The sequence below is a fragment of the Ruegeria sp. AB10 genome, from assembly GCF_056542745.1.
Genome location: NZ_JBQGAI010000004.1, coordinates 238641 through 260369, shown reverse-complemented (window position 1 = coordinate 260369; position 21729 = coordinate 238641). Strand labels below are relative to the sequence as shown.

The 21729-nt window shown below is 60.5% G+C and carries 19 protein-coding genes; 3 read left to right on the top strand and 16 right to left on the bottom strand.

Going from position 1 to position 21729, the window contains the following annotated elements; all coding sequences use genetic code 11:
• Positions 1 to 2 precede the first annotated feature (2 nt).
• The gene (locus ACR0NT_RS10690) at positions 3 to 1244 is read right to left on the bottom strand and encodes an acyl-CoA dehydrogenase family protein (RefSeq protein ID WP_170446688.1); all 1242 of its coding nucleotides are present in this window, start codon (positions 1242 to 1244) and stop codon (positions 3 to 5) included.
• A gap of 209 nt (positions 1245 to 1453) precedes the next feature.
• On the opposite strand from ACR0NT_RS10690, the gene ACR0NT_RS10685 reads away from it, so the two are divergent.
• Positions 1454 to 2062 carry a GntR family transcriptional regulator gene (locus ACR0NT_RS10685; protein WP_170446691.1) on the top strand — a complete coding sequence of 203 codons (609 nt, stop codon included), beginning with the start codon at positions 1454 to 1456 and terminating at the stop codon, positions 2060 to 2062.
• 1 nt (position 2063) lies between these two features.
• On the opposite strand, the gene ACR0NT_RS10680 is transcribed toward ACR0NT_RS10685, so the two are convergent.
• From ACR0NT_RS10680 to ACR0NT_RS10620, 13 genes are all read right to left on the bottom strand, one after another.
• On the bottom strand, positions 2064 to 2822 hold the full coding sequence (locus tag ACR0NT_RS10680; protein WP_170446692.1) for a methyltransferase domain-containing protein: 759 nt from the start codon (positions 2820 to 2822) through the stop codon (positions 2064 to 2066).
• Complete coding sequence (locus ACR0NT_RS10675) at positions 2819 to 3439, bottom strand: pimeloyl-ACP methyl esterase BioG family protein (RefSeq protein WP_170446694.1); 621 nt, start codon at positions 3437 to 3439, stop codon at positions 2819 to 2821. The genes ACR0NT_RS10680 and ACR0NT_RS10675 overlap by 4 nt, the downstream gene beginning before the upstream one ends.
• Complete coding sequence (bioA, locus tag ACR0NT_RS10670; RefSeq protein WP_170446696.1) at positions 3436 to 4722, bottom strand: adenosylmethionine--8-amino-7-oxononanoate transaminase; 1287 nt, start codon at positions 4720 to 4722, stop codon at positions 3436 to 3438. The genes ACR0NT_RS10675 and bioA overlap by 4 nt, the downstream gene beginning before the upstream one ends.
• A complete protein-coding gene (gene bioD, locus ACR0NT_RS10665) occupies positions 4719 to 5339 on the bottom strand; it encodes a dethiobiotin synthase (protein ID WP_170446698.1) in 621 nt (206 codons plus the stop codon). The genes bioA and bioD overlap by 4 nt, the downstream gene beginning before the upstream one ends.
• Positions 5336 to 6469 carry an 8-amino-7-oxononanoate synthase gene (locus ACR0NT_RS10660; protein WP_170446701.1) on the bottom strand — a complete coding sequence of 378 codons (1134 nt, stop codon included), beginning with the start codon at positions 6467 to 6469 and terminating at the stop codon, positions 5336 to 5338. Before ACR0NT_RS10660 ends, bioD begins: the two co-directional genes overlap by 4 nt.
• Positions 6466 to 7446 (bottom strand): biotin synthase BioB, encoded by a 981-nt coding sequence (bioB, locus tag ACR0NT_RS10655; protein ID WP_170446703.1) that lies wholly within the window; start codon positions 7444 to 7446, stop codon positions 6466 to 6468. The genes ACR0NT_RS10660 and bioB overlap by 4 nt, the downstream gene beginning before the upstream one ends.
• Positions 7447 to 7569: 123 nt before the next feature.
• Positions 7570 to 8571, bottom strand: a complete 1002-nt coding sequence (locus tag ACR0NT_RS10650) for a sterol desaturase family protein (protein ID WP_170673889.1) — start codon at positions 8569 to 8571, stop codon at positions 7570 to 7572.
• Between the two features lie 62 nt (positions 8572 to 8633).
• The gene (locus ACR0NT_RS10645; protein WP_170446707.1) at positions 8634 to 10034 is read right to left on the bottom strand and encodes a DUF4856 domain-containing protein; all 1401 of its coding nucleotides are present in this window, start codon (positions 10032 to 10034) and stop codon (positions 8634 to 8636) included.
• Between the two features lie 194 nt (positions 10035 to 10228).
• Positions 10229 to 10897: a PAQR family membrane homeostasis protein TrhA gene (gene trhA / locus ACR0NT_RS10640; protein ID WP_170673900.1), complete on the bottom strand. Its 669-nt coding sequence runs from the start codon at positions 10895 to 10897 to the stop codon at positions 10229 to 10231.
• Positions 10898 to 10979: 82 nt separating this feature from the next.
• The gene (locus tag ACR0NT_RS10635) at positions 10980 to 13283 is read right to left on the bottom strand and encodes a fatty acid cis/trans isomerase (RefSeq protein WP_480443043.1); all 2304 of its coding nucleotides are present in this window, start codon (positions 13281 to 13283) and stop codon (positions 10980 to 10982) included.
• Positions 13284 to 13381: 98 nt separating this feature from the next.
• Positions 13382 to 14461, bottom strand: a complete 1080-nt coding sequence (cysK, locus tag ACR0NT_RS10630; RefSeq protein WP_170673902.1) for a cysteine synthase A — start codon at positions 14459 to 14461, stop codon at positions 13382 to 13384.
• Between the two features lie 84 nt (positions 14462 to 14545).
• Positions 14546 to 16600 (bottom strand): FAD-binding oxidoreductase, encoded by a 2055-nt coding sequence (locus ACR0NT_RS10625; RefSeq protein WP_170673904.1) that lies wholly within the window; start codon positions 16598 to 16600, stop codon positions 14546 to 14548.
• 60 nt (positions 16601 to 16660) lie between these two features.
• Positions 16661 to 17284 carry a glutathione S-transferase gene (locus tag ACR0NT_RS10620; RefSeq protein WP_170673906.1) on the bottom strand — a complete coding sequence of 208 codons (624 nt, stop codon included), beginning with the start codon at positions 17282 to 17284 and terminating at the stop codon, positions 16661 to 16663.
• Between the two features lie 125 nt (positions 17285 to 17409).
• On the opposite strand from ACR0NT_RS10620, the gene ACR0NT_RS10615 reads away from it, so the two are divergent.
• Both ACR0NT_RS10615 and ACR0NT_RS10610 read left to right on the top strand, forming a co-directional pair.
• Complete coding sequence (locus tag ACR0NT_RS10615) at positions 17410 to 18297, top strand: LysR family transcriptional regulator (RefSeq protein ID WP_170446718.1); 888 nt, start codon at positions 17410 to 17412, stop codon at positions 18295 to 18297.
• Between the two features lie 116 nt (positions 18298 to 18413).
• Positions 18414 to 19082: a cupin domain-containing protein gene (locus tag ACR0NT_RS10610; protein WP_170446720.1), complete on the top strand. Its 669-nt coding sequence runs from the start codon at positions 18414 to 18416 to the stop codon at positions 19080 to 19082.
• A 35-nt stretch (positions 19083 to 19117) separates the two neighbouring features.
• Here ACR0NT_RS10610 and ACR0NT_RS10605 read toward each other — a convergent pair whose 3' ends face one another.
• Together ACR0NT_RS10605 and ACR0NT_RS10600 are read right to left on the bottom strand one after the other, a co-directional pair.
• Entirely contained in the window at positions 19118 to 20635 is a 1518-nt protein-coding gene (locus ACR0NT_RS10605) for an ABC transporter permease subunit (protein WP_170673908.1), read from the bottom strand.
• Positions 20636 to 20645: 10 nt separating this feature from the next.
• A complete protein-coding gene (locus tag ACR0NT_RS10600; protein ID WP_170446724.1) occupies positions 20646 to 21695 on the bottom strand; it encodes a betaine/proline/choline family ABC transporter ATP-binding protein in 1050 nt (349 codons plus the stop codon).
• Positions 21696 to 21729 lie beyond the last annotated feature (34 nt).

Genomic DNA, 21729 nt, shown 5'->3' with positions numbered 1-21729 from the left:
GATCAACGCTTCGGCGGTGTCAGCCATTGCGCTGACATGCCGAAGTTCGACTCTTTCAGCTCTTGTTTCGCGATGGCCTGCAGATGCACCTCATCCGGGCCATCCGCATAGCGCAGCGCCCGCGCCCAAGTGTAACTGTCGGCCAAAGGCGTGTCTGGCGTCATGCCCATCGCACCAAAGACCTGCATCGCGCGGTCGGTTACGGTGGCGTGCACATTAGGCGCCACCACCTTGATCAGCGAAATCTCGCGCCGGGCGGCCTTGGCGCCGACCTGATCAATCTTCCATGCCGCCTGCAGGGTCAGCAGCCGCGCCTGATCAATCTCAAGTCGCGATTTTGCGATCCATTCCCGGATCACGCCCTGTTCCGAGAGCTGTTTTCCAAAGGTCTTCCGCTCCTGCGCGCGCTCGACCATCAGTGACAGCGCCATCTCGGCTGCACCAACCGAGCGCATACAGTGGTGAATCCGCCCCGGCCCCAAACGCGCCTGCGCCAGAGCAAAACCGCTGCCTTCTTCCCCCAGCAGATTGCTGGCCGGTACGCGCACGTCCTTGAAGACCAGCTCTGCATGGCCCTCGGGATCGTGCATGTTCAGGATCGTGGGGTTGCGTACAATCTCAAGGCCGGGCGTGTCCTTGGGCACGATCACCATGCTTTGTTGCTTGTGCCGGTCCGCGTTCGGGTCGGTCTTGCCCATGACGATGAACATCTTGGTGTTCGGGTGGCAGGCATTGGTGATGAACCATTTGCGGCCGTTGATGACATAGTCATCGCCCTCACGCCGGATCGAGGTCGTGATATTGGTCGCGTCCGAGCTGGCCACATCCGGTTCCGTCATCGCAAAGGCCGACCGGATTTCGCCATTCAGTAGCGGCACCAGCCATTCCTCGCGCTGCTGAGGCGTGGCGAACATATGCAGAAGTTCCATGTTGCCGGTGTCCGGCGCGCTGCAATTGAACACTTCGGACGACCACGTCACCTGCCCCATCAACTCGGCCAACGGGGCGTATTCCAGATTGGTCAGCCGCGTGCCAGGTTCGTCGTCACGCAAAGAGGGCAGGAACAGGTTCCACAGCCCCTCGGACCGGGCCAGCGCCTTGAGGTCCTCGATGAAGGACACCGGGAAATTACCCGCCTCGATCTCTTCCTTGTGGTCGCGGATACGCGGATAGATATGCGCCTGCATAAAGCGTTTCAGCTGGTCGCGGTATTCCTCGGCGCGCGGCGATGGGGCAAAATCCATTGTGATCCCTTTTCAAGCTGTTACGGCAGACTGCCCCTCGTACCCTAGCCGTGCCACCGGCATTTGTGAAACCTGCGTACAGGGTCTAAGCCGCAACTGCCGCGAGGTCACTCTGGCCGCCATCAAAACCCACCTGTTCACAGCTCTGTTGCCCAACCCTCTCCATGACGGTAAGCGTCTGTGAACACGTGCAATGAACCGAGGGTCAGGTGTCCGAGCAGCAGATCAAGAAATCGGATAACATCGCCGACAAACTGTCGACGCGGATTGTTCAGGGGGCGCTGAAGCCCGGTGAAAAGCTGCGGCAGGACCTTATTGCCCGCGAGTTCGGGGTCAGCCAGGTGACTGTGCGCGAAGCTCTGCTGAACCTCGCCTCCAAGGGGCTGACGGTTGCCGTTCCGCGCCGGGGGATGTGCGTGGCGCCGATGGATCAGAACGCCATTCAGGAACTTCGGGTGATGCGGCGCGCACTGGAACCCATTGCGTTGCTGCATTCCGTGCCCAACCTGACGACCCGCCAGATCGCGGCGATCGAACAGATTCACGAGGAATGCGACGGTGCCACCACCGCTGATGATTGGGAGGACGCCAACCAGCGCTTTCACATGGCCGTCATCGCCGCCTGCAACATGCCGCGTATGATCGCCGAGATCAGAAACCTGCAAGTGCTGTATGCGTGGCATTTCAACAATCTGCACACCGCCAAATGGCGCCAACGCGCCGACCCGGACCATGCGGCCATTCTGGCCGCCATCAAGGATCGCGACGCGGCCAAGGCCCATTCGGTGATGCAGCGCCACCTGACACGATTGGCCTAGATCAGCCGGGTTTGCGGGCGATGATCCATGTCGGGTGATAGGTCAGCGAAACGCCGGACTCGCCCCCGAATTGCCGGATGTATTCATTGGTAAAGGCCATCAGGCTGGATTTGGTCCAGGTTTTCTGCGCCCGCCCGTTCACGCCGGTCCGACGCAGGTGCTCCAACACCTTTCGGGGCGAAGAAAAGTGCATCCGCCGTTCCACCTCCCCGGCAGAGACAACATCCATAATGCCTTCGACAGCAGCGGTCAGAACGTCCGGCCCGCACAGCCCGGGCGCTTTCGCCGCCGACCCGACCTGAACCAGCTCGCGGTATTGCTGCGGACCAAATCCCGAAACGGCCAGCCAGCCTCCGGGTGCCAATGCCATCGCAGCCCGGCGCAGGAACGCGGCGGGATCGGGAAGCCATTGGATCATTGAGGCCGACGCAATCAGATGCGGTTGCGCGGGCCATGCGACAGTCTCGGCGTCCCCGCAGAGAAACGCGGCCCCATAGGTGGAAGCGGTTTCATCGGCCTCGGGCGACAGGTCATTGATCGCAAGGCTGTTAAACGCGAAATGCTCGCAAAGCTGCTGGGTCAGATGACCGGTACCGCAGCCGAATTCCAACGCCGATGCGAAATGCTGCGGCGCACCACAGTCGCGCAGATCCTGCGCCAAACGGTCCGCAATCTTGGCTTGCTGACCCGCCGAGTCGTGATAGGTCATGAAACTGCGGCTGAAACTGCGCTGGACACGGTCGGTCAACTGGGCGTTCATGCGATCCACTCCTTCCAGCTTTGACCTGCGGCAAAGGGAACATGCGGCGCGGAAATCTCGCGCACGGCGTCCTGCTGCCCGGCCCATGCGGCCTGTTGCGCTTGGGTCGGAATGATCCGGTCTTTCTGTGGAATCCAAATCCGGTCGAACTTGTGGTCCGGCGCGGTGCCACGTTCGATCACCGCGTAAAGTTCGGACTGCGCGGCGTCGATATCGATTTCGGGGCATGGCCCCGCCAAACCGGCGCGACGGCAGAACTTGGCAAAACTGGCAGCACTTAACTGCTCTGCAGTGGCGCGGATCATGTACGGCGCAATGCCGTGTTCGGCATCAGCTGGGGACAGAGTGCCGCTGACCGCAATCAATCGATCCGTTTGCAACCCTATCTGCGTCAGCCAGTGCGCCGCCGATGCCACCCCAAAGGAAAAGGCGATCAAGGTGACCCGGTCATATTGCGCGAGATCGCTCAGCGGGTTGTCCAATCGGGTGTAGTCATCCAGGAACAACACATCTGCATCGCCGGAAAGCCCTTGAAATGGCGCAGGCCCAAGCGCCCAACCTCCGAAGACCAACAGCACCTCCTGGGTGCCCGAGCGGGACAGCCACTGCTGTTTCATGACGCGCCTTTCGCCAAGGATACCATGGCCGATGTCACACGGCTCAGCTCGTCCGGAGAGATGATGTAGGGCGGCATACAATAGATGTTTCGTGCGAAGGGCCGTAGCCAGACGCCGGTTTCCGGTGCCAGCCCATGTGCAACGGACGGATCGACCCAATCCTCCATCTCAATGACGCCGATGGCGCCCAGAACGCGCACATCCGAGACCCCGGGCAATCCGCGCGCGGGGGCCAGTTCCTGCTCCATCTGGTCGGCGATAGCGGCCACTTCGGCCCGCCAATCCCGGACGGAAAGCTGTTCAAGACTGGCAACCGCCGCCGCGCAGGCCAGCGGGTTGGCCATATAGGTCGGGCCATGCATCATGACCCCCGCCTCGCTTTCGCCGATCCTGCGCGCGACGGTCTCGGTCGTGACGGTCGCTGCAAGCGTGATATGTCCGCCGGTCAGCGCCTTGCCCAGACACAGGATATCCGGCACCACACCGGCATGGTACAGCGCAAACAGCTCTCCGGTGCGACCGAAACCGGTGGCAATCTCATCGAAGATGACCAGCACGTCATGCGCCTTGCACAGCTCATGCGCCCGCTGCAGCCATGTCGGGTGATAGAAATACATCCCGCCCGCGCCCTGAACGACGGGTTCAAGGATCAGGCCGGCGATCTGGTCGGCCTTGGTTTCCAGCAACTCTTCCAGCGCATTCAAGCCGTTCAGGTCACCATCCTCGGACCAGTCCTGACCAAAGGCGATCTGCGGGCGGGGCAGGAAATGCTGAACCGACAGAGCGCCTGCGAACAGCCCGTGCATCCCGTTGACCGGGTCACAGACGCTCATCGCTTTCCAGGTGTCGCCGTGATAGCCGCCACGGATGGTGGCAAAATGCGTGCGGCTCTTACGGCCCTGCGCCATCTGGTATTGCACCGCCATCTTTAGTGCCACCTCGATGGCGACCGAGCCGCTGTCGCTGTAGAAGATGCGGTCCAGCCCATCAGGCAAAAGGTCGATCATTCTGCGGCCCAGTTCGATCGCCGGGGAATGGGTCAGCCCGCCAAACATCACATGCGGCATCTGATCCAATTGCGCCTGCATCGCGCCAATGATGGCCGGGTGACGATGCCCGTGTACCGCGCACCACCACGAGGACATTGCATCAATCATCTGCGTCCCGTCCTCGGCAGTCAGCCAGACGCCCTCGGCCCCGGTGATCAGGTGCATCGGGCCGGGTTCCAGCACGTTGGTGTAGGGGTGCCACAGGTGGCGGGCGTCGAACTCAAGCGGGGTCACAGGGCGCTCCGGATTGTGTCGACGTCGATGGCGGCGAAAGCGTCGGTCAGCGTGTCGCGAGACAGAGAGTCGATGAAAGGCAGACGGCCCAGATGACGGGTGTTGCCCATTTCGGCGATGGTCTGTTCCACATCCGGCTCGGCATCGCCGACAAAGGCCACGCCGACCACATCGCACCCGGCATTGCGCAAAGCCATCAGAGACAGGGTCGTGTGGTTGATCGTGCCCAGGGCGGTGCGCGCCACCAGCACGACCGGAGCCTGCCATTGCGCGATCACGTCGAGGAAAAAGACCTGACGGTTCAGCGGCACCATCAACCCGCCCGCGCCTTCGACAACCAGAGGGCCGGACACCTGCGGCAAGGCCAGACGGGCCGGGTCGATCTCGATCCCCATATCCTCGGCCGACAAATGCGGTGAGGCGGGCATGTTCAACCGGTAGGCCTCGGGCAAGACTTGGCCCCCCGTCAGCTCGGCGACGATTTCCGAGTCCGTTGCCTCTTCCAACCCCGACTGCACCGGCTTCCAATACCGCGCGCCAAGGGCAGCGGTCAGACCTGCCGCGAAGACGGTTTTACCGATGCCGGTATCTGTGCCCACAACAACTACGGTACTCATGCGGCCTCGCTTTGGTACTGGGAAAGCGTTTCGAACAGGGCGCTGATATCAGCGTTGGACACATTGCCGGTCACCGAGACCCGAAGCCGCGAGGTGCCACGCGGAACCGTCGGCGGGCGGATACCCCGGACGTCAAAGCCCTGCGCTTGCAGGGTTGCGGCCATTTGCATCGTCCGGGCTTCGTCGCCCAGAATGACGGGAATGATCTGGCTGATCAGCACATCCTTCGGCACTCCGGTGCGAAGTGCCTCGGCATGGGCATGGTGCAGTCGGGCGTTTGCGGCGTCGGTCAGGCTGGTGTCGGAGCGCAGATGATCCAGCACAGCCCGCACAAGGGCCGCGTTGAACGGCGACGGTGCGGTAGCAAAGATGAATGGTCGTGCTCGGTTGATCAGCGCGTCGATCATCACCCGCGGCCCACAGATCAGACCGCCCGCAACACCCAGACCTTTGCCGCAGGTGTGCAAGGTCAGAACCTCAGCCGTCAGCCCATGGGCCAGACCTTTTCCGTTCGGACCAAAAACGCCGGTGGCGTGGGCTTCGTCCACGACCAGAATGGCCCCGTGTTCGACGGCCAGTTCGGACAGCGCGGTCAAGGGCGCGATGTCGCCCTCCATCGAGTAGACGCTTTCCACCGCGATCCAGACCTGCCCCGATCCGCCAGTGGCCTGCCAATCCACCAGAACGCGGCGGGCATCTGCGACGTCGTTATGGGCAAAGGACCGGGTTTCGGCTCGGCCCGTGCGCATCCCCTCATGGGCACTGGCATGGACCAGACCGTCATACAGGATCAGATCCCCCGCCGCGGGCAAGATCGAGAATATCGCCTGATTGGCCTGAAACCCACCTCCCATGAACAAGGCGGCCTCAGCCCCGAAAAAGGCTGCTGCCTCTTCCTCCAGCGCCTCATGTTCAGGATGGTTCCCGCGCAACAGCCGCGACCCGCCTGATCCAAGCGGCACACCCCGCTCCAGCGCCTTTTGCGCGGCGCGGCGCAATAGCGTTGAGTCCGCAAGGCCCAGATAGTCATTCGAGGCGAAGTCCAGCCCACGCCTCGGGGCCAGCGCCCGGCGACGATGCCGGGCGTCCAGCGTTTCAAGCATCGAGTGCAGGCGACTCAATGCTTTCATTCAGCCGCTTCCGCACAGCTTTGCCCGGCCACGGTTTCGGCCTGAAGCCCCAGCTTGGCAAAGAGGATCGCGTCGGTGTCTTCTTCGGGGTTCTCGGCGGTCAGCAGCGTTTCACCCACAAAGATCGAGTTCGCACCGGCGAAGAAACACATGGCCTGCATCTCTTCGGTCATGTCGCTGCGGCCAGCGGAGAGGCGCACATAGGATTTCGGCATCATGATGCGGGCGGTGGCAATCACGCGCACAAAGTCGATCGGGTCGATCGGCTTGGCATCGGCCAGCGGCGTGTCTTCCTGCGGCATCAGCATGTTGATCGGCACGGAGTCGGGCGCGGGGCCCATATTGGCCAGTGTCACCAGCATATCGACGCGGTCGCCGATCTGTTCACCCATGCCCAGAATACCGCCCGAACATACTTTGATCCCGGCGTCCTGCACGCGGTTCATCGTGTCGATCCGATCGGCGAAGGTGCGGGTGGTGATGACTTCGGGGTAGTAACGCTCGGACGTGTCGATGTTGTGGTTGTAGTAATCCAGCCCCGCATCGCGCAGGCGAAACACCTGATTGTCGTCCAGCATCCCCAGCGTCATGCAGGTCTCCATCCCCATGTCGCGGACGCCTTCGACCATCGCAACCAGCGCATCCATGTCGCGGTCTTTCGGCTCGCGCCAGGCCGCGCCCATGCAGAACCGGGTCGCACCGCCCTCTTTCGCCTTGCGGGCCTCGGTCAGGACGCGCTGAACCTCGATCAGCTTCGACGCCGACAGCTTTGAGCCGTTCCGGGCCGATTGCGAACAGTAGGAGCAATCCTCGGCGCAGCCGCCCGTCTTGATCGACAGCAGCTTGGAGGTCTGGATCTTGTTGGGATCGAAGTTCTCGCGATGCACGGTCTGCGCGCGGAACAGCAGGTCCATCAGAGGAAGATCATAAACGGCCTGCGCCGCCTCGCGGGTCCATGTGGGAGAGGTGTTTTCCATTTTATCGATAATCTATCCAAAACTCCATGCCTGCTTTGTCTAATATCGATAAACATGAAAATTTCAACTGCTAACTGCCCGGTCAGCGCGGAACCGCCCGGCGCACCAAAGCTGTTTGAGGGGTTACGCTATGGGATCGCGTTCATGCTCCGGCCGTCCTGCCAGTCCGGCCCGCAGCTTGCCGGCCCGCCGCCGCAGAACATTCGCGATATCGCGAAGGGGGCGGAAATAGATGTCGATCAGGTTCGAGGCGTGCGCCTCGGACGGTTTCAGCCCGAAGGTCAGCTTGCTGTCCCGTTCGGACAGATGCAGCGACCCGAACAGCCAGTCCCAGACTGCAAAGGCAACGCCAAAATTCTTGTCATGATGTTTGCGTGCAATCGAATGGTGCACCTGATGCTGCGCCGGAGAGATCAGGATATGTTCCAGCCAGCGCCAGTACCGGATCGAGATATGCGAATGCCGCAGGTTCGAGCCGGTCACATGGAAAACGAACGACAGGACATTGACGCCCAGCACGGTGTAAAGGTCGACGGCGCTGCCGAAGAAAAACAGAAAGACCGCCATCACCGTTCCCTGCGCCACAGCCGCACGCAGACCGTACAGAACACCCTCCAACGGGTGAACGCGGTAAACGGTGATCGGGGTCATCGTCTCGGCCGAATGGTGGACCTTGTGGATCGCCCACAGTACCGGCCAACGGTGCATCCAGCGGTGCACGATGTATTTGGTGAAATCATCCACCAGGAAGATCACCCCTGTGAACAGCGCCACAATCACTGCCTTTGGCGTATCCGCAAACAAACCCCGCCGCAGGAAATCGACGTCGTGCAACGCATAAAACAGCGCGGTTGCGATCGCCAGCTGCGACACCAGCAGCGGCGAGATGAACAGGGTGAAAACACGGTTGATCACAAATATCTTGTAGTCCGCTCGCGCCGAAGGTGAGAACAGGACCGTACGATCAAACACCTCTCGCACCGCCGCGCGGATCGAGGACCGCCGCACCGCCACCAGCCACAGCAGCGCAAGCAGAACGGTCAAAAACAGATACCCCACGAAGACACGCTTCTTGGGGTTGGAAAAATCGGCAAAGACCGCGCCTATGTGATCGAGAAATTCCAAAGGGTCTCTTTCGATGGAAATCCCGGCGACCCTAAAGCCGCCGGGGTGGGATCAGAGGATTCTCAATCGGTTTCGGCCGCCTCGGTGGCGCCCAGCTTTTCGGCCAGCGCGGCCAGATCGGCGGTTGCGTCATTGGCGCGGCTTTCGATGCCGAACTTGTCGATCAGCAGTTTTTGCACTTTCAGCATGTTGACCTGATAGTCGTCCAGAGACATCTCGCGCTCGCGAACAAAGTTGCCGTCTGCATCGATGTCCGACACCATCTTGCCGTCGGGCATCGCCGGGCTGAAGCCGATCATCCAGTTCAGGTCGATCGCAGTTGCGCCAAGGTTGTTCTTGCCCGACTGCAACGCCATCGAGAAGCCCTTCAGCTCACCCCAATGTTTGACGTAGTTGCGCAGGGCCTTGTCGCTGTCCTCGCCCGATTTCAGCTTGTCGATATCCTTGTAAACCGAACCGGCATATTTGAACGTGGCCTCGGCCAGCGTCTTCTCCCAGTTTGTTTCGATGATATCGGCATAGGCCTTCAGCTCGGCGCGCTGCGCGTCGGTCAGTGCCTCACCATTGGCCGAGGCGATCAGCGCGCGGCCATCGCGGAAGGCGTTGAAGATGGTGGTCATATATTGGGTGTTCCGGTTGCCACCCTTGTCGGCACCGGCGGCATAGTAAGCCGGACCAAAGACCATTTCGGTTTTCAGATCGACCACACCGTCACCATTGGCGTCCGCAGCGGTCAGGTCTTTCTGCTTGGACACAGCATAGTTCTGTTCCGGCGACAGGCTGGCCGAATGCGTAGCCGCACCGAAATAACCGAACGCCTCGTCCCAGACATGTTCTTTGCCGGTATAGTAGGCGCCCTCTTTATAGGGCTGGTCGTTGGGCTTGGTGCCGGCGTCCAGTTTTTCGTCCAGATAGTTGTCGACCGCCTGGTTATAGGCCATCGCACCCAGCGTGAATTTCGAGATCAGCTGCGCCCAGTCCATGCCGTTGACCGGGTCATAGCCCTGCTCGGATGCGGCAGCCATCTTGATCATCTGCAGCGCAACATCGACGCCCGACTGGTTGCCCGGCCATGCAGGCATCGCGCCATTGTAGAACTTGCCCGAGATGTTCTTGCCTTTGGAGATTTCATTCACGGTCGATTGCTTGACCGGAAAGCCGTCTTTTGACACCGGCGCAATGATTTCCAGATCTTCTTCGGAGCCGTTGAAATAGGCCAGCATCAGCGCCTCGACCTGGGCCGCGTTGTTGCCGCCATCCCCTTTGGCAGCCGCTTTTTTCAGGCTGTCATGCAGCACGTGGCGCGCGATCTGGCCGGAATACGAGACCGAATTGGTCTTGTCGCCGTCATAGCCTTTCACGGTGACCGGAAACGGGCCATAGGCCTGATCGGCCATGGCGGCACCGCTGATCAGGGCCACGGCAACAAGCGCCGATGTAAATTTGAGTGTGGGTTTCAGCATGGGGAGTCCTCGTTCTGTCCGACTTTTTTTATCGGGAATTATTTCCGACCCTTTTAGTCGATTACTACCGAGGCAAGTCAACCCCCCAATTGCTCACGTCTCGTCCCATTCCTCAGAAAGAAGGCGCTGCAGTCTTTGATATGCAAAAACCACCCGCAGCTCTGCACCACAAAGGCACCAACCTCGAAAACCCGTCAGGCGACCGGATGTGGTCCCAGCAGAACCCTGGCAGAAATTGCTATGAAAAACAAAACCGTACCGGTCAGAACAAACACGTGCCAGATTGTATTGTGAAAAGGCAGGTGATCCAGAAGGTAAAAGACGACTCCGACGGTATAGACCACACCGCCTGCGATCATCAGCCAAACTACTACAGTGGGCAGCTCGTCCAGCATGGCGGGACCAGCCCAGACGACAGCCCAGCCCATCATCAGGTACAGGACAAGCCCGAACCAGCGAAACCGGGCCGGATCAATCAGCTTGAGCACCGAACCCAGCGTTGCCGAGGACCACAGGCCAATCAAAAGCCCCGGCCCCTGCCCGGCCGACAGCAAAAGGAACGGCGTGTAGGTTCCGGCAATCTTCACATAAATGCCCGAGTGATCAAGACGGCGCAGCAGTTCGGCCCACCTGTCATTTTCGATCATGTTGTAGAGCGCAGAAAACGTCAGCATCAACAGCAGCGTCACACCATAGACCGAGACCCCCAGAATCGCCTCGGGCTCGGACCGGTGAAAGGCAGTGATCGTGATCAGGATGGGCACCGCAACAAGGGCCGACGTGACGCCCAGAACGTGCACAATTCCGTCGCTCACCCGCTCGGCGCGGCTATAGGCAGGACGGATATCTGCAAAGGACCACATACACTTAACTTAAGCGCCAAAGGGATTTCGGACAAGTTAACGCGCGTTGCGACCGATCAAAGCTCTGTGTGGGCACCTGCGTTTAAGTGGGGTCATCCCCCTGTTTCGGGTCCTTGTACCTGTTCAGATCGAATATACCCGCCTGAATTGGATGTTGGCGCAAGAAAATATCGTGAATTCGGTCACTTAACGCCCAAAAGTCGGGGCTGGTCCGACGCACACCATATTCCGCAACCACGGCCAAATAGTCGCTTTGCGATCGTATGTCTTTCAGGGCCGCGACAAAGGACGCCAACTGATCCTGCCCGACGTGGAAATAGAAATTCGGGTAGCTGCCGATCAGCCCCGGAAGGATCGTCAGAACATCCGCCCCGGGGTCCCGGCGGGCCTTTTCATCGAACAGGAAGGCTACGTTGTAGTGGGCTTTGTCATGCGCAAGAGTGAACAGTGCCATCTCTCCGCCATTTTGCTTGACCGCAAGAACAGACAGATCCGGCAAAAATTTCACCCAATCGCCGGTTTGATTGGCCAGATCGCGCAGCGTTTCAGCAGGCAGTCCTGCGGGGCATTCTTCGGTGGCGCATCTGTTGATCGGGTCCGTCTCGGCCCACAACCCGTTGCCGCGTTTCAGCAAGGCCAGAAGGAACTCCTGCTTCGGCTGATCTGTCTGGTAGGAAATACCGGTGGGGAAACGGTCATCGACACGGCGGCGATGCCAATAGGTGTGCAATTCGGCCAGAACACCCTGATACCAGTGTTCATGCATTTGCGGCCGGACGTCCCGTGGCATGAAGACCAGAAAGGTGTCCTCGCTCTCCATCCGTAGTTCATCCATGTACAGCCGCGTGGACAGCTGATGCTCGACCCGCCCGAACACGTCGTAGCCTGCCACAAGGTCATAGTAGATGCGTTCAAAAATCGGATAATCGATGACCCAGGCGGTTTCGGGAATGCCGCCGTGAAACCCGGTCATGGCCGAGGCATTATCGAAATGCCGGAACACCGTGATCAGCGCGTTTGGATTGGTGCCGTCTCCATCCCAGATCGAGCCATAGTCGAACCCGGTCTGATACACCGGAGCAGCCCGGTACCGCGCGTGCCTGAATTCGAGATACTCGACCTGATTTTTGTGCGAGAACTCCTGCAACATGCCCAGCACACCTGCATCGGCCCCGGACACGGGCAGTTCCAGATAGGAGGCGCCCTCCTGCAGATAGCTGGGGTCGGTGATCGACAAATCCGCGTCCGGGTCGAGGAAACTGACCCAGAACCGGTCCTCGATCACATCTACAGCGGTCTCTCCGTGGCAAACGGGGCCGCGGATGAAGCTGCGGACAAAAAACAGCGCGTCATCCAGAAGGAACTGATAACGGCTGCGCACAGGCATTTGCATGAAGGTGGTGAAAGGATTGCCGCCCTCGGCATCCCCATACGGGGGCAGGTCCGCCAGCGTCCAATCGGTGTCGAGAAACAGTTGTTGGAAACGCGCCATGCGATCCGGCCCAAGCGTGTAGACCAGATGCTCCTTATGCACGATCGTTTCCGTGACCTGCTGCAACCGATAATAAAACGCCCCGCCGGGATCATCAAACGGTCGCCGCGTTGCAATCACGTCGATCTCGGCGCCCGGCGGCGTGGTCGAGCGCACAAGCTGGAAGAACCGCCGCGGATCATCGCCCTGAAAATGGAGACGGGCCAGAAACAGATGCTCATACAGATACCGGCTCATCAACTGGCTGCGGGGGTCGCTTGCGTTCAGAAACGCCTCCCACTCGGTAATTTGGGCTTGGATCGCATCAGGGATGTCGGACGCGGTGGATGGCAGGGCCGCACCGTTGCGCGCCCAGCCCATGAGGGTCTGAAACTCGGCCTCGGCAAGCGGTGCCGTGCCATAGGGCATACCTGCAAGCGGATGGGCCGCGCTGAATGCGTCGAACTCATCGGATGTCGGGCAGACCAGAGGACGGTCGATTGCCAGACCAAGTTCAGTTGGAAGGGGCGCATCAACCGGCATCGGGTTCTGACGACCCAGTTCGAGATAGCGCTCAATCAAACCCGCATCCTGCCCGCGAAGGACAGTATGAAACCCCAGCGCCTGCCATTCGGGAACGGTCTGCGCGTCGATCCCCAGCCGGGTGGGTTGGGCGTCCTGCAAACGCTCGGTATGATAGACCGCCTCTTTGCTGGCCCCGCGCAAAACGCCCATCGGGGATGTCAGCTTCAACTGGCACGGCGCGTCATAGCAGCTGTGGCAAACGACACAGCGACGATCCATGATCGGTTTCACCTCGGCCCATGTCTGGGTCTGCGCCCGGCCCGCAAATGGGAAGGCACAGAACAAGGGCAGCAGGATCGCCACCCGCAGCAACAGTCGACCTTTGTGCATCTGCGCGCCCTCTTAACCCCCGTAACCTGCCAATATCATTGCAGTTACGGGGGGCTTTAAGCAAGGAACGCGTCAGGGCGGATCCACACGACTTGACGTCAGCCGATGGTGTAACCCGGTGTCGAGTGTGCGATTTCGGTTTCCTCATCGGTCATGCCCACCGAAATGTCGCTGAACAATGGTGTGCTCAGATACCGCTCGCCGGTGTCGGGTAACATGCACAGAACCGACGCGCCGGGTTCGGCCTGTTCGGCGATTTCAATGGCTACAGCAAAGGTCGCGCCGCCGGAAATGCCGGTCAGAATCCCCTCTTGGCTGGCCAGTTTCTGCGCCCATTCCACACCGGTCGGACCGGGCACGGGGATCAGCTGATCGAAGTAGCTGTTGTCGATGGATTCCTGCAGGACCGAGGGGATGAAATCCGGCGTCCACCCTTGTATCACATGCGGCTCGAACGCCGGGTGGCTTGAGACAGGATCGTTGTCCTTGCCCCGCTCGGTTGCAATGCCGCTACCCACCAGCTGCGCGTTGGCAGGTTCGGACAGGATGATTTTCGTGTTGGGCCACTCGGTGCGCAGCACCCGCGAGACTCCGGTGATCGTGCCGCCGGTTCCATAGCCGGTCACGAAGTAATCCAGCGGTTCGCCATTGAAATCGCCCAGGATTTCCTGCGCGGTCGTGGCGGCGTGAATTTCGGCATTGGCCTGGGTTTCGAACTGACGGGCCAGAAACCAGCCGTGCTTTTCGGCCAGCTCGGCGGCTTTGCGATACATGCCAAAGCCTTTTTCCTCTTTTGGGGTCAGCACGACCTTGGCCCCCAGCATCCGCATCAGTTGGCGACGTTCGGTGGAAAAGCTCTCGGCCATTGTGACGACCAGAGGGTAGCCCTTTTGCGCGCAGACCATGGCCAGACCGATGCCGGTATTGCCGCTGGTCGCCTCGACCACGGTTTGGCCGGGCTTCAGGGTCCCGTTGCGCTCCGCGGCCTCGATGATGTTCACCGCAAGGCGATCCTTGACCGATCCGGCAGGGTTGAACGCCTCGAACTTCACGAACAGGTCGACGCCTTCAGGCCCCAGATTGTTGATGCGAATTGTGGGCGTGTTGCCGATCGTGTCGAGCACGCTGTCATAAATACGGCCATTGCCCGAGGTGGTTCTGAGCTTTGAGTCGGTCATTGGAAATCCTCACATGATCACAGGTGCAATCCCATCTTTCTAACCTGCGTCCGTGATAAAGTCCCGACCCCTTTCCCAGCGGCGCTAGAGGTCCAGGATCACTTCGTCTGTCCCCTGGCCGGGCACCGCACAGCAGATCAGCACCTCATCTTCGGAATGGTCCGCGCTCGGCTGCGCGCGATAGGCGACTTTACCAGCGATTTTGCGCGTCGCGCAGCTGCCGCAAGAGCCCGAGCGGCACGAGAAGGATGGCTCCAGCCCCTGCCCCTCGGCCGTTTCCAACAGGGTCGGCCCGTCTTTTACCCAATGCGCCTTCTGCCCGCTGGCCGCAAAGGTGACCTGAGCCGCTCCGACCTCGGGCTGTGGGTCGCGTGCGCCGTCATCAGATCGCCGTTTCAGCGCCGCCGGGCCGAAGCTTTCGGCGAATATACGACCGTCCCGTGCACCCAGTTCACGCAGCATGTCGTAGACAGCCTGCATGAACGGCGGCGGGCCGCAGAGAAAGAAATCATAGTCATCCAAAGGCAGCGTGTCGCGGATCAGCGCGGGCGTGATATAGCCTGCGGCATCATAATCCACACCCACCCGCCGGCCTTGTTCGGGCTGGGAGACGATTGACACATAACGGATCTTACCGTCGCTGATGGCCTCGGCCTCGCGCAAATCCGCATGGAAGGCTCGCTGCGCCACGGTTTGCGCCGCGTGGAAAACGGTCAGCCTGCGGGTGTGGCGGCTGCGCAGACCTTCGTTCAGGACGTGACGCACCATCGAGATCATCGGCGTGATACCGACCCCTCCGGCGAACAGAACGGCGGGGCGGGTTTCGGCGGGGTCCAGAAAGAACTGGCCTTTGGGGGCCTGGACCTCGACAAGGTCTCCGGCTGACAACGTGTCGTGCAAGTGGCTAGACACAGCGCCGCCCGGCTCGCACTTGACCGAAATCCTGTAGCTGGGTTCCCCCGGTGCCGAGGACAGCGTGTAGGTCCGGGTCACTGGCGCCCTGCCGTCGGGCCGCACGCGCAGCGTCAGAAACTGGCCCGCTTCAAAGGGCAGCAGGGGCAAACCGTCTGTCGGCTCAAAGGTAAAGGACCGTATCACCTCGCTTTCGTCACGCACCGAGGCAACCCGCAGGGCGCGCCATTGGCGGCGCTGCGTTTTGGCCTTTTGCCGAGCGGCGAGCGTCTTCCAGTCATCACTCGTCAAGCTATTGGGCGAAAACTCCAGAAATTCGGCCCGGAACGGCAACGCGTCATGGATACGCAGCCCATGATGCAGATGAAACCACCACCCCCGCCTTGCACCATGAAAGGCAGCAATATCGGGATGATCGTCGGACAGAACCTCAACCGTTCCGGTCAGCATCAACAGATCTCCGGTCTGATAGTCCGGAAACAGCAGACCCGCCCGGGGATTCACCAGGAAATTGCCCAGCGTGTTGAAAAAATTGTTGCCGGCAAAGTCGGGCACCAACAGGCTGTTGCCTTGCACTTTGACGAAACCGGAACGCCCGCCCCTGTGCGATACGTCTACGCCTTCGTGTTCTGGCGTATCGGCGGAACTTGCCACGTAGAACGAGTTGGCCGTCGAAATCACCTTGCGGGCCTGCGCGTCCAGCGCGGAAAACCGATCACTGGCGGGACGGACGGGATCGGCCTCAGAGTCCCGGACAAAGGTCACATCATGGGTTTGGATGTATTGCGGGCAGTTCCCAAAGGACTGCACGACATCCAACGAGAAACCGCTCTTATCCACCCGGCGCACGGTTGCATTCATTCGGTTGCGACGACGTGTGGAAAGCTCCACCCCCACCACGCCGATCGGTGCACCGGCTTGCAACGCGCCACCAAGCGGGTCGTCCTTCAACGGTTGGGTCGCAACATCCAGCTGCCGGTCATGCGGCGAGCTGACAAATCCCGGCCTGCCCGAGATCATTGACGCCCAAGGCCACCCATTAGCATCAACGCTGCCGACAACGATGAAGGGAAGTTGGCCAAAAAACTCCCGATGCTGGCCGGGCATGTAGGGGCGGATAAAGTCCCGACCCATTTTTTCGACCTGTTCGCGTTTCCCCACACGGGACTGCATGGCGCGCTCGCCGTTATGAAAGGGGGATGCGCTGGCTTCGACCGGAACATTCATGGCGGACCTCATGGGGCGAAGGGACCAGCTGCGCCAATGCGCAACCGGCCAGGTTTGGGGTCAGGCGGCGTTCAGTCCAACCGCTGTGCGGGGCATTGGGACAAATCCGTCCAGCGCCTCGATATTGCTCAGCAGGCGTCGGACATTTGCGTAGGGTTCCAGCGAAACACCCCCTTCGGGCGCGTGCGCAGTGTAGCTGTAGATCGCAACATCCGCGATTGAGGGCGCATTCCCGACCAACCAGTCGCGCCCCTCAAGATGGGCGTCCAGCTTGCCCAAAACCTTGGCAGCGGTGGCATGGGTGAACTCGACGTCCAAAGGCGCATTGAACACGGTGATTAGCCGCGCAGCCGCAGGGCCAAAGGCAATCTCGCCTGCGGCGAGGGTCAGGAATTTCTGCACCTCGGCCTCAAGCACCGGATCTGTCGGCAGGTAGGACGGCGCATATTTCCGGGCCAGATAGACCAGGATAGCATTGCTGTCGCTGACAACCACATCGCCGTCCTCCAGCACCGGCACCTGCCCTGCCGGGTTCAGCGCCAGAAACGCGTCGCCCTTGTGTTCGCCCCCGGCCAGATCAACATCGATGACGTCGTGCTTGATACCGGCGAGGCTGGCGAACAAAACCGCGCGGTGGGCATGGCCGGACAGCGGGAAACTGTGGATTCGGATGGCGTTGGACATCTGATAGCTCTTTCTATGAGTGAAGGGTTCGGCTGAGGATCAGCATCTGAGCACCAGACTTAGTTTGCTTTCCGCATGGCGATAATATACCCATTTGGTGATTTACTTTGAACGTAGTGTAGATAATGGATACTGTTCAGGGCATGAGGGCCTTTGCGGCCGTGGCCGCGCATTCTTCCTTCACTGAAGGCGCGCGGCAGATTGGCATCAGCACCAAACTGGCCAGCAAATATGTCGGCCAGCTCGAGGATCGACTGAACGCGCAACTGTTCAACCGCACCACCCGCAGCGTCACCCTGACCGATACCGGACGCGCCTATTACGAACGTTGCCTGCCCTTGCTGGAGCAGTTCGATGAACTGGAGGGCCTTGTTCAGCAGCGCCAAACCGAATTGGCGGGCCGTATCCGGATCACCGCGCCCACCGGGTTCGGATCGGCGGAACTGATCCACCTGTTGAAACCATTTCAGACCGAACATCCCAAGGTCTCGATCGAGCTGCACCTATCAGATCACCACGTCCCGATGGTCGAGGAAGGCTATGATCTGGCCATTCGCTTCGGTGTCCTGAAGGACTCGAACCTCGTGGCGCGCAAGCTCATGGACATGCGGATCGTGTGCTGTGTGTCGCCGGATTATCTGGCGGAATTCGGAACCCCGAAAGAGCCATCGGCGCTGGCCTCTCATAACTGTCTGTTGCAGGCCACCGGCAGCAATATCGACCATTGGACATTCAAGGGTCCGGACGGCGCGTATTCGGTTCCGGTGTCCGGCAATTTCCGCGCTAATTCCCCACGCGCGGTGGCCCATATGGCCGCGGACGGGTTGGGGGTCGGGCGCATTCCCCTATACACCGCGCAGCCGTTTCTGGATGCAGGACAGTTGCAATTGATTTTTGAGGCACAAGAGGCGGTATCCGTCGGCCTCTATGCAGCCTACCCGCAAAACCGTCACCTGACAGCGCGGATACGAGCGTTGATTGACTTTCTGGCGGCGCAACTGCGCGGAACCTGAAATTCTGTCTTTGCGCAAAGGTGGAAATGCCCGAACGCCCGCCCCATCTTCAAACGTGGTGCAAAAAACGACGCGCCCACGGATCGCAACCCGCTACGACGAAAGGACCCCGCCTCATGGAACTCAACTCGGATTTTTCTGCCCGCGTCGTTGTTCACTCTGATCAGCTTGAGTGGCAGGCCTCGCCCATGAAAGGCGTGGACCGGCGCATGTTGGACCGGATCGGGGGCGAGGTCGCCCGCGCCACAACCATTGTACGTTACGCACCGGGCAGCAAATTTTCGGCGCACACACATACCGGCGGTGAGGAGTTCATTGTGCTGGACGGCGTGTTTCAGGACGAGCACGGCGATTTTCCGGCCGGAACCTATGTGCGAAACCCGCCGACATCGCAGCATACGCCGGGATCGGCACCCGGCTGCACCATCTTTGTGAAGCTCTGGCAGTTCGACATGGATGACCGTACGCAGTTCCGCAAAACCATGGCGGATGAGCTGTCCGCGCCGATAAACGGCGTCGCCACCGCGATCCTTCACGAAGACGCCCGCGAAGTGGTCACCTATAGCCATCTGGACGCGGGCGCGACCCTGTCATCAAACGCACCCGGCGGGATCGAAATTCTCATCATCGACGGGTCGATCACCACCGGAGAAGATGTATTGAACACAAACGACTGGCTGCGTTTGCCCGAGGGCCAGGCGCTGTCGGCCACCGCGGGTTCCGACGGCGCCAAGGTCTGGATGAAAACCGGGCATCTTCCCTACGCCCGGGCGCCGCAGGTCTAGCTGCGCCCATTGTGGGTGTGAGTGTGAGTTGACCTCTATTTCTTACCGGCCACGATCCGATCCAGAATAAGAGCACAGAAAAGGATCGCCAGACCGGCCAGAATGCCCTGCCCCGCGGCTGCGTATTGCAATGCTTCCAGCACGTCCTCGCCCAGCCCCTTGGCACCGATCAGCGAGGCGACGACGACCATCGCCAGCGACATCAGAATGGTCTGGTTCACCCCGGCCATGATCGTCTTGTGCGCCAGCGGCAGATCCACGCGCCACAGCAGATATCGGGGCGTGGCGCCAAAGGCCAATGCAGCCTCGCGTACGGTTTCCGGCACCTGTTGCAGACCCAGAACCGTGAACCGGATCACCGGAGGGCTGCCGAATATCATCGTCGCAACCACGCCCGCCGGTTTGCCTGATCCGATGAAGGCCACCACCGGGATCAGATAGACGAAGGACGGCATCGACTGCATGAAATCCAGAATGGGTCGCACGATGGCAAAGGCACGCGGACGGCGGGCACAGTAAATCCCCAGCGGAATGCCCAGCGTGATCGAGATCAGCGCCGCCGCGCCCAGCAGGGCAATCGTGGTCATCGCCTTTTCCCAGAAGTCCAGCAGACCCAGATAGGCCAGCGCTGCGCCGGTGAAAATCGCCACGCGCGCGCCAGCAGACAGGTAGGCGAGCATGATGATCACCAACGCCACAACCGGCCAGGGGGTATCGACCAGAACCACCTCGATCCAGTCCAGAAGGGTGCGCATCCCATAGGTCAGCCCGTCAAAGAACCCTCGCCCGGCGGTTTTGGTCCATTCGAACACTGCCTGAACGCCATCCCCCACGTTCAGGCGCCAATCGCGATTGGTTGGAAAAGCTTTCAGAACCGCGAATGCATCAGGCTGTGCAAACTTGATCATCGACAGGATCACGACCACTCCGCTCAGCACCGAGGCAACGGTCAACCGGGGCAAGGACCAGCCATGCGCAACGCTCGGGTCCGAGCGCCAGCGGGCAAACTGCCCCTCAAGCGTCCAATTGGCCAGCGATGCCGCCAGGAATTTCACCGCCAACAACAGGATGATCCCGATTGCAAGGTAGGTCAGGCCGGTTGAATCCGCGCTTTTAGCGGCGTCCTGCGCTCCGGCCAGCGCACCCTCCAGCGATTCTGCGGCACGTTTCAGGGACTCCAGCGACGCGGCACCAGACTGTTCCGCCGCCGCGATCTGCTGCCGACGCAGTTCCAGCGTCTGTTCGATCTGTTCGGCCCGTTCGCGGAACTCGCGACCCAGATCGCCGAACAGGCCCAGCCCGATCTGGATATAGGCCAGCGTTTCCAGCACCAGGAATCCCAGGAACCACGACCACAGCCCGCGCGCGCCAAACCATATCGGCCCCAGAACCGCTGCCGCCTTGTTCAGGGTAAAGCGATAGCCCGGCGCCTGCATCATGTAGGCAAAAGTCTTCTGATAGTAGGCGTGACCCTGCCCGACAAACTCTCCGATCAGCCCGTTCAGACGGTCGGCGGTTTCCGGTTGGATCTGTTGCATATCAACATGTTTCATAGCGGCCCCCTTATGCCTGACTGTCCTGAATCGCGCGGATCAGGCCGGCGCGGTTGATCACCCCCACGGTCTTGCCATCCTGCGTCACCGCCACGACGCCGTGACCCTCGACGCAAAGGTTCATCAGATCGGACAAATCCATATCCGGATGCGCTTTCTTGGCGTCATCGGGCACTTCGCCATGACGCGCCTCGAACTCGTCCACCGGTTTCATCACCGCATGGGCGAAGATCATGTTGAGTTTGGAAATCCCGGCCACGAAGTCGGCCACATAATCATCGGCGGGGTTCAGGATGATCTCTTCTGGGGTGCCGATCTGCACGATGCGCCCGTCTTTCATGATCGCGATGCGATGGCCGATGCGGATCGCCTCATCCAGATCGTGGGTGATGAACATCGTGGTTTTGTTCAGCTTGTGGCTCAACTCCATGAACTGATCCTGCAATTGCTTGCGGATCAGCGGGTCCAACGCCGAGAACGGCTCATCCATCAGCAGGATTTCAGGATCGGCAGCGATGGCGCGGGCAAGGCCCACACGCTGCTGCATCCCACCCGACAGTTCATGGGCGTATTTGTCTTCCCAACCGTTCAGTTCCACCAGTTCCAGCACCCGGTCAGCCTCTTCCCAGCGGCGGGCCTTGCCGGTGCCGCGAATTTCCAGCGGCATCGCCACGTTGTCGCGCACAGTGCGGTGAGGCATCAGGCCGAAATTCTGGAACACCATGGCGACCCGGCGGTTGCGCAGGTCGCGCAGGCCCTCGTCGTTCAGGCCCATCACATCGTCGCCGTCCAGATAGATATGACCGTCTGTCGGCTCCAGCAGGCGGTTCACATGACGCACGAGGGTCGATTTGCCCGAACCCGACAGGCCCATGACGCAGAACAGCTCACCCCGCTCGATCTCGAAACTGGCATCGGCCACGCCGACCACGCAGTTGAACCGGTCCAGCACTTCTGCCTTGCTCAGGCCTTCGCTATGAATGGCGTTCAAAGCCTCGTTCGAGCGTGTACCGAACACTTTCCACACGCCTTTTGCGTCAATTGCGATATCCGCTGTCATACTGGTCCCACCGCTGTTGAGTGTGTTTGGCGGC

Bases quoted from the DNA above. Each gene is read 5' to 3' on its own strand.
- ACR0NT_RS10690 (WP_170446688.1), bottom strand. From the start codon at position 1,244: ATGGATTTTGCCCCATCGCCGCGCGCCGAGGAATACCGCGACCAGCTG.
- ACR0NT_RS10680 (WP_170446692.1), bottom strand. From the start codon at position 2,822: ATGAACGCCCAGTTGACCGACCGTGTCCAGCGCAGTTTCAGCCGCAGT.
- ACR0NT_RS10675 (WP_170446694.1), bottom strand. From the start codon at position 3,439: ATGAAACAGCAGTGGCTGTCCCGCTCGGGCACCCAGGAGGTGCTGTTG.
- bioD (WP_170446698.1), bottom strand. From the start codon at position 5,339: ATGAGTACCGTAGTTGTTGTGGGCACAGATACCGGCATCGGTAAAACC.
- ACR0NT_RS10660 (WP_170446701.1), bottom strand. From the start codon at position 6,469: ATGAAAGCATTGAGTCGCCTGCACTCGATGCTTGAAACGCTGGACGCC.
- bioB (WP_170446703.1), bottom strand. From the start codon at position 7,446: ATGGAAAACACCTCTCCCACATGGACCCGCGAGGCGGCGCAGGCCGTT.
- ACR0NT_RS10645 (WP_170446707.1), bottom strand. From the start codon at position 10,034: ATGCTGAAACCCACACTCAAATTTACATCGGCGCTTGTTGCCGTGGCC.
- trhA (WP_170673900.1), bottom strand. From the start codon at position 10,897: ATGTGGTCCTTTGCAGATATCCGTCCTGCCTATAGCCGCGCCGAGCGG.
- ACR0NT_RS10635 (WP_480443043.1), bottom strand. From the start codon at position 13,283: ATGCACAAAGGTCGACTGTTGCTGCGGGTGGCGATCCTGCTGCCCTTG.
- cysK (WP_170673902.1), bottom strand. From the start codon at position 14,461: ATGACCGACTCAAAGCTCAGAACCACCTCGGGCAATGGCCGTATTTAT.
- ACR0NT_RS10625 (WP_170673904.1), bottom strand. From the start codon at position 16,600: ATGAATGTTCCGGTCGAAGCCAGCGCATCCCCCTTTCATAACGGCGAG.
- ACR0NT_RS10620 (WP_170673906.1), bottom strand. From the start codon at position 17,284: ATGTCCAACGCCATCCGAATCCACAGTTTCCCGCTGTCCGGCCATGCC.
- ACR0NT_RS10615 (WP_170446718.1), top strand. From the start codon at position 17,410: ATGGATACTGTTCAGGGCATGAGGGCCTTTGCGGCCGTGGCCGCGCAT.
- ACR0NT_RS10610 (WP_170446720.1), top strand. From the start codon at position 18,414: ATGGAACTCAACTCGGATTTTTCTGCCCGCGTCGTTGTTCACTCTGAT.
- ACR0NT_RS10605 (WP_170673908.1), bottom strand. From the start codon at position 20,635: ATGAAACATGTTGATATGCAACAGATCCAACCGGAAACCGCCGACCGT.
- ACR0NT_RS10600 (WP_170446724.1), bottom strand. From the start codon at position 21,695: ATGACAGCGGATATCGCAATTGACGCAAAAGGCGTGTGGAAAGTGTTC.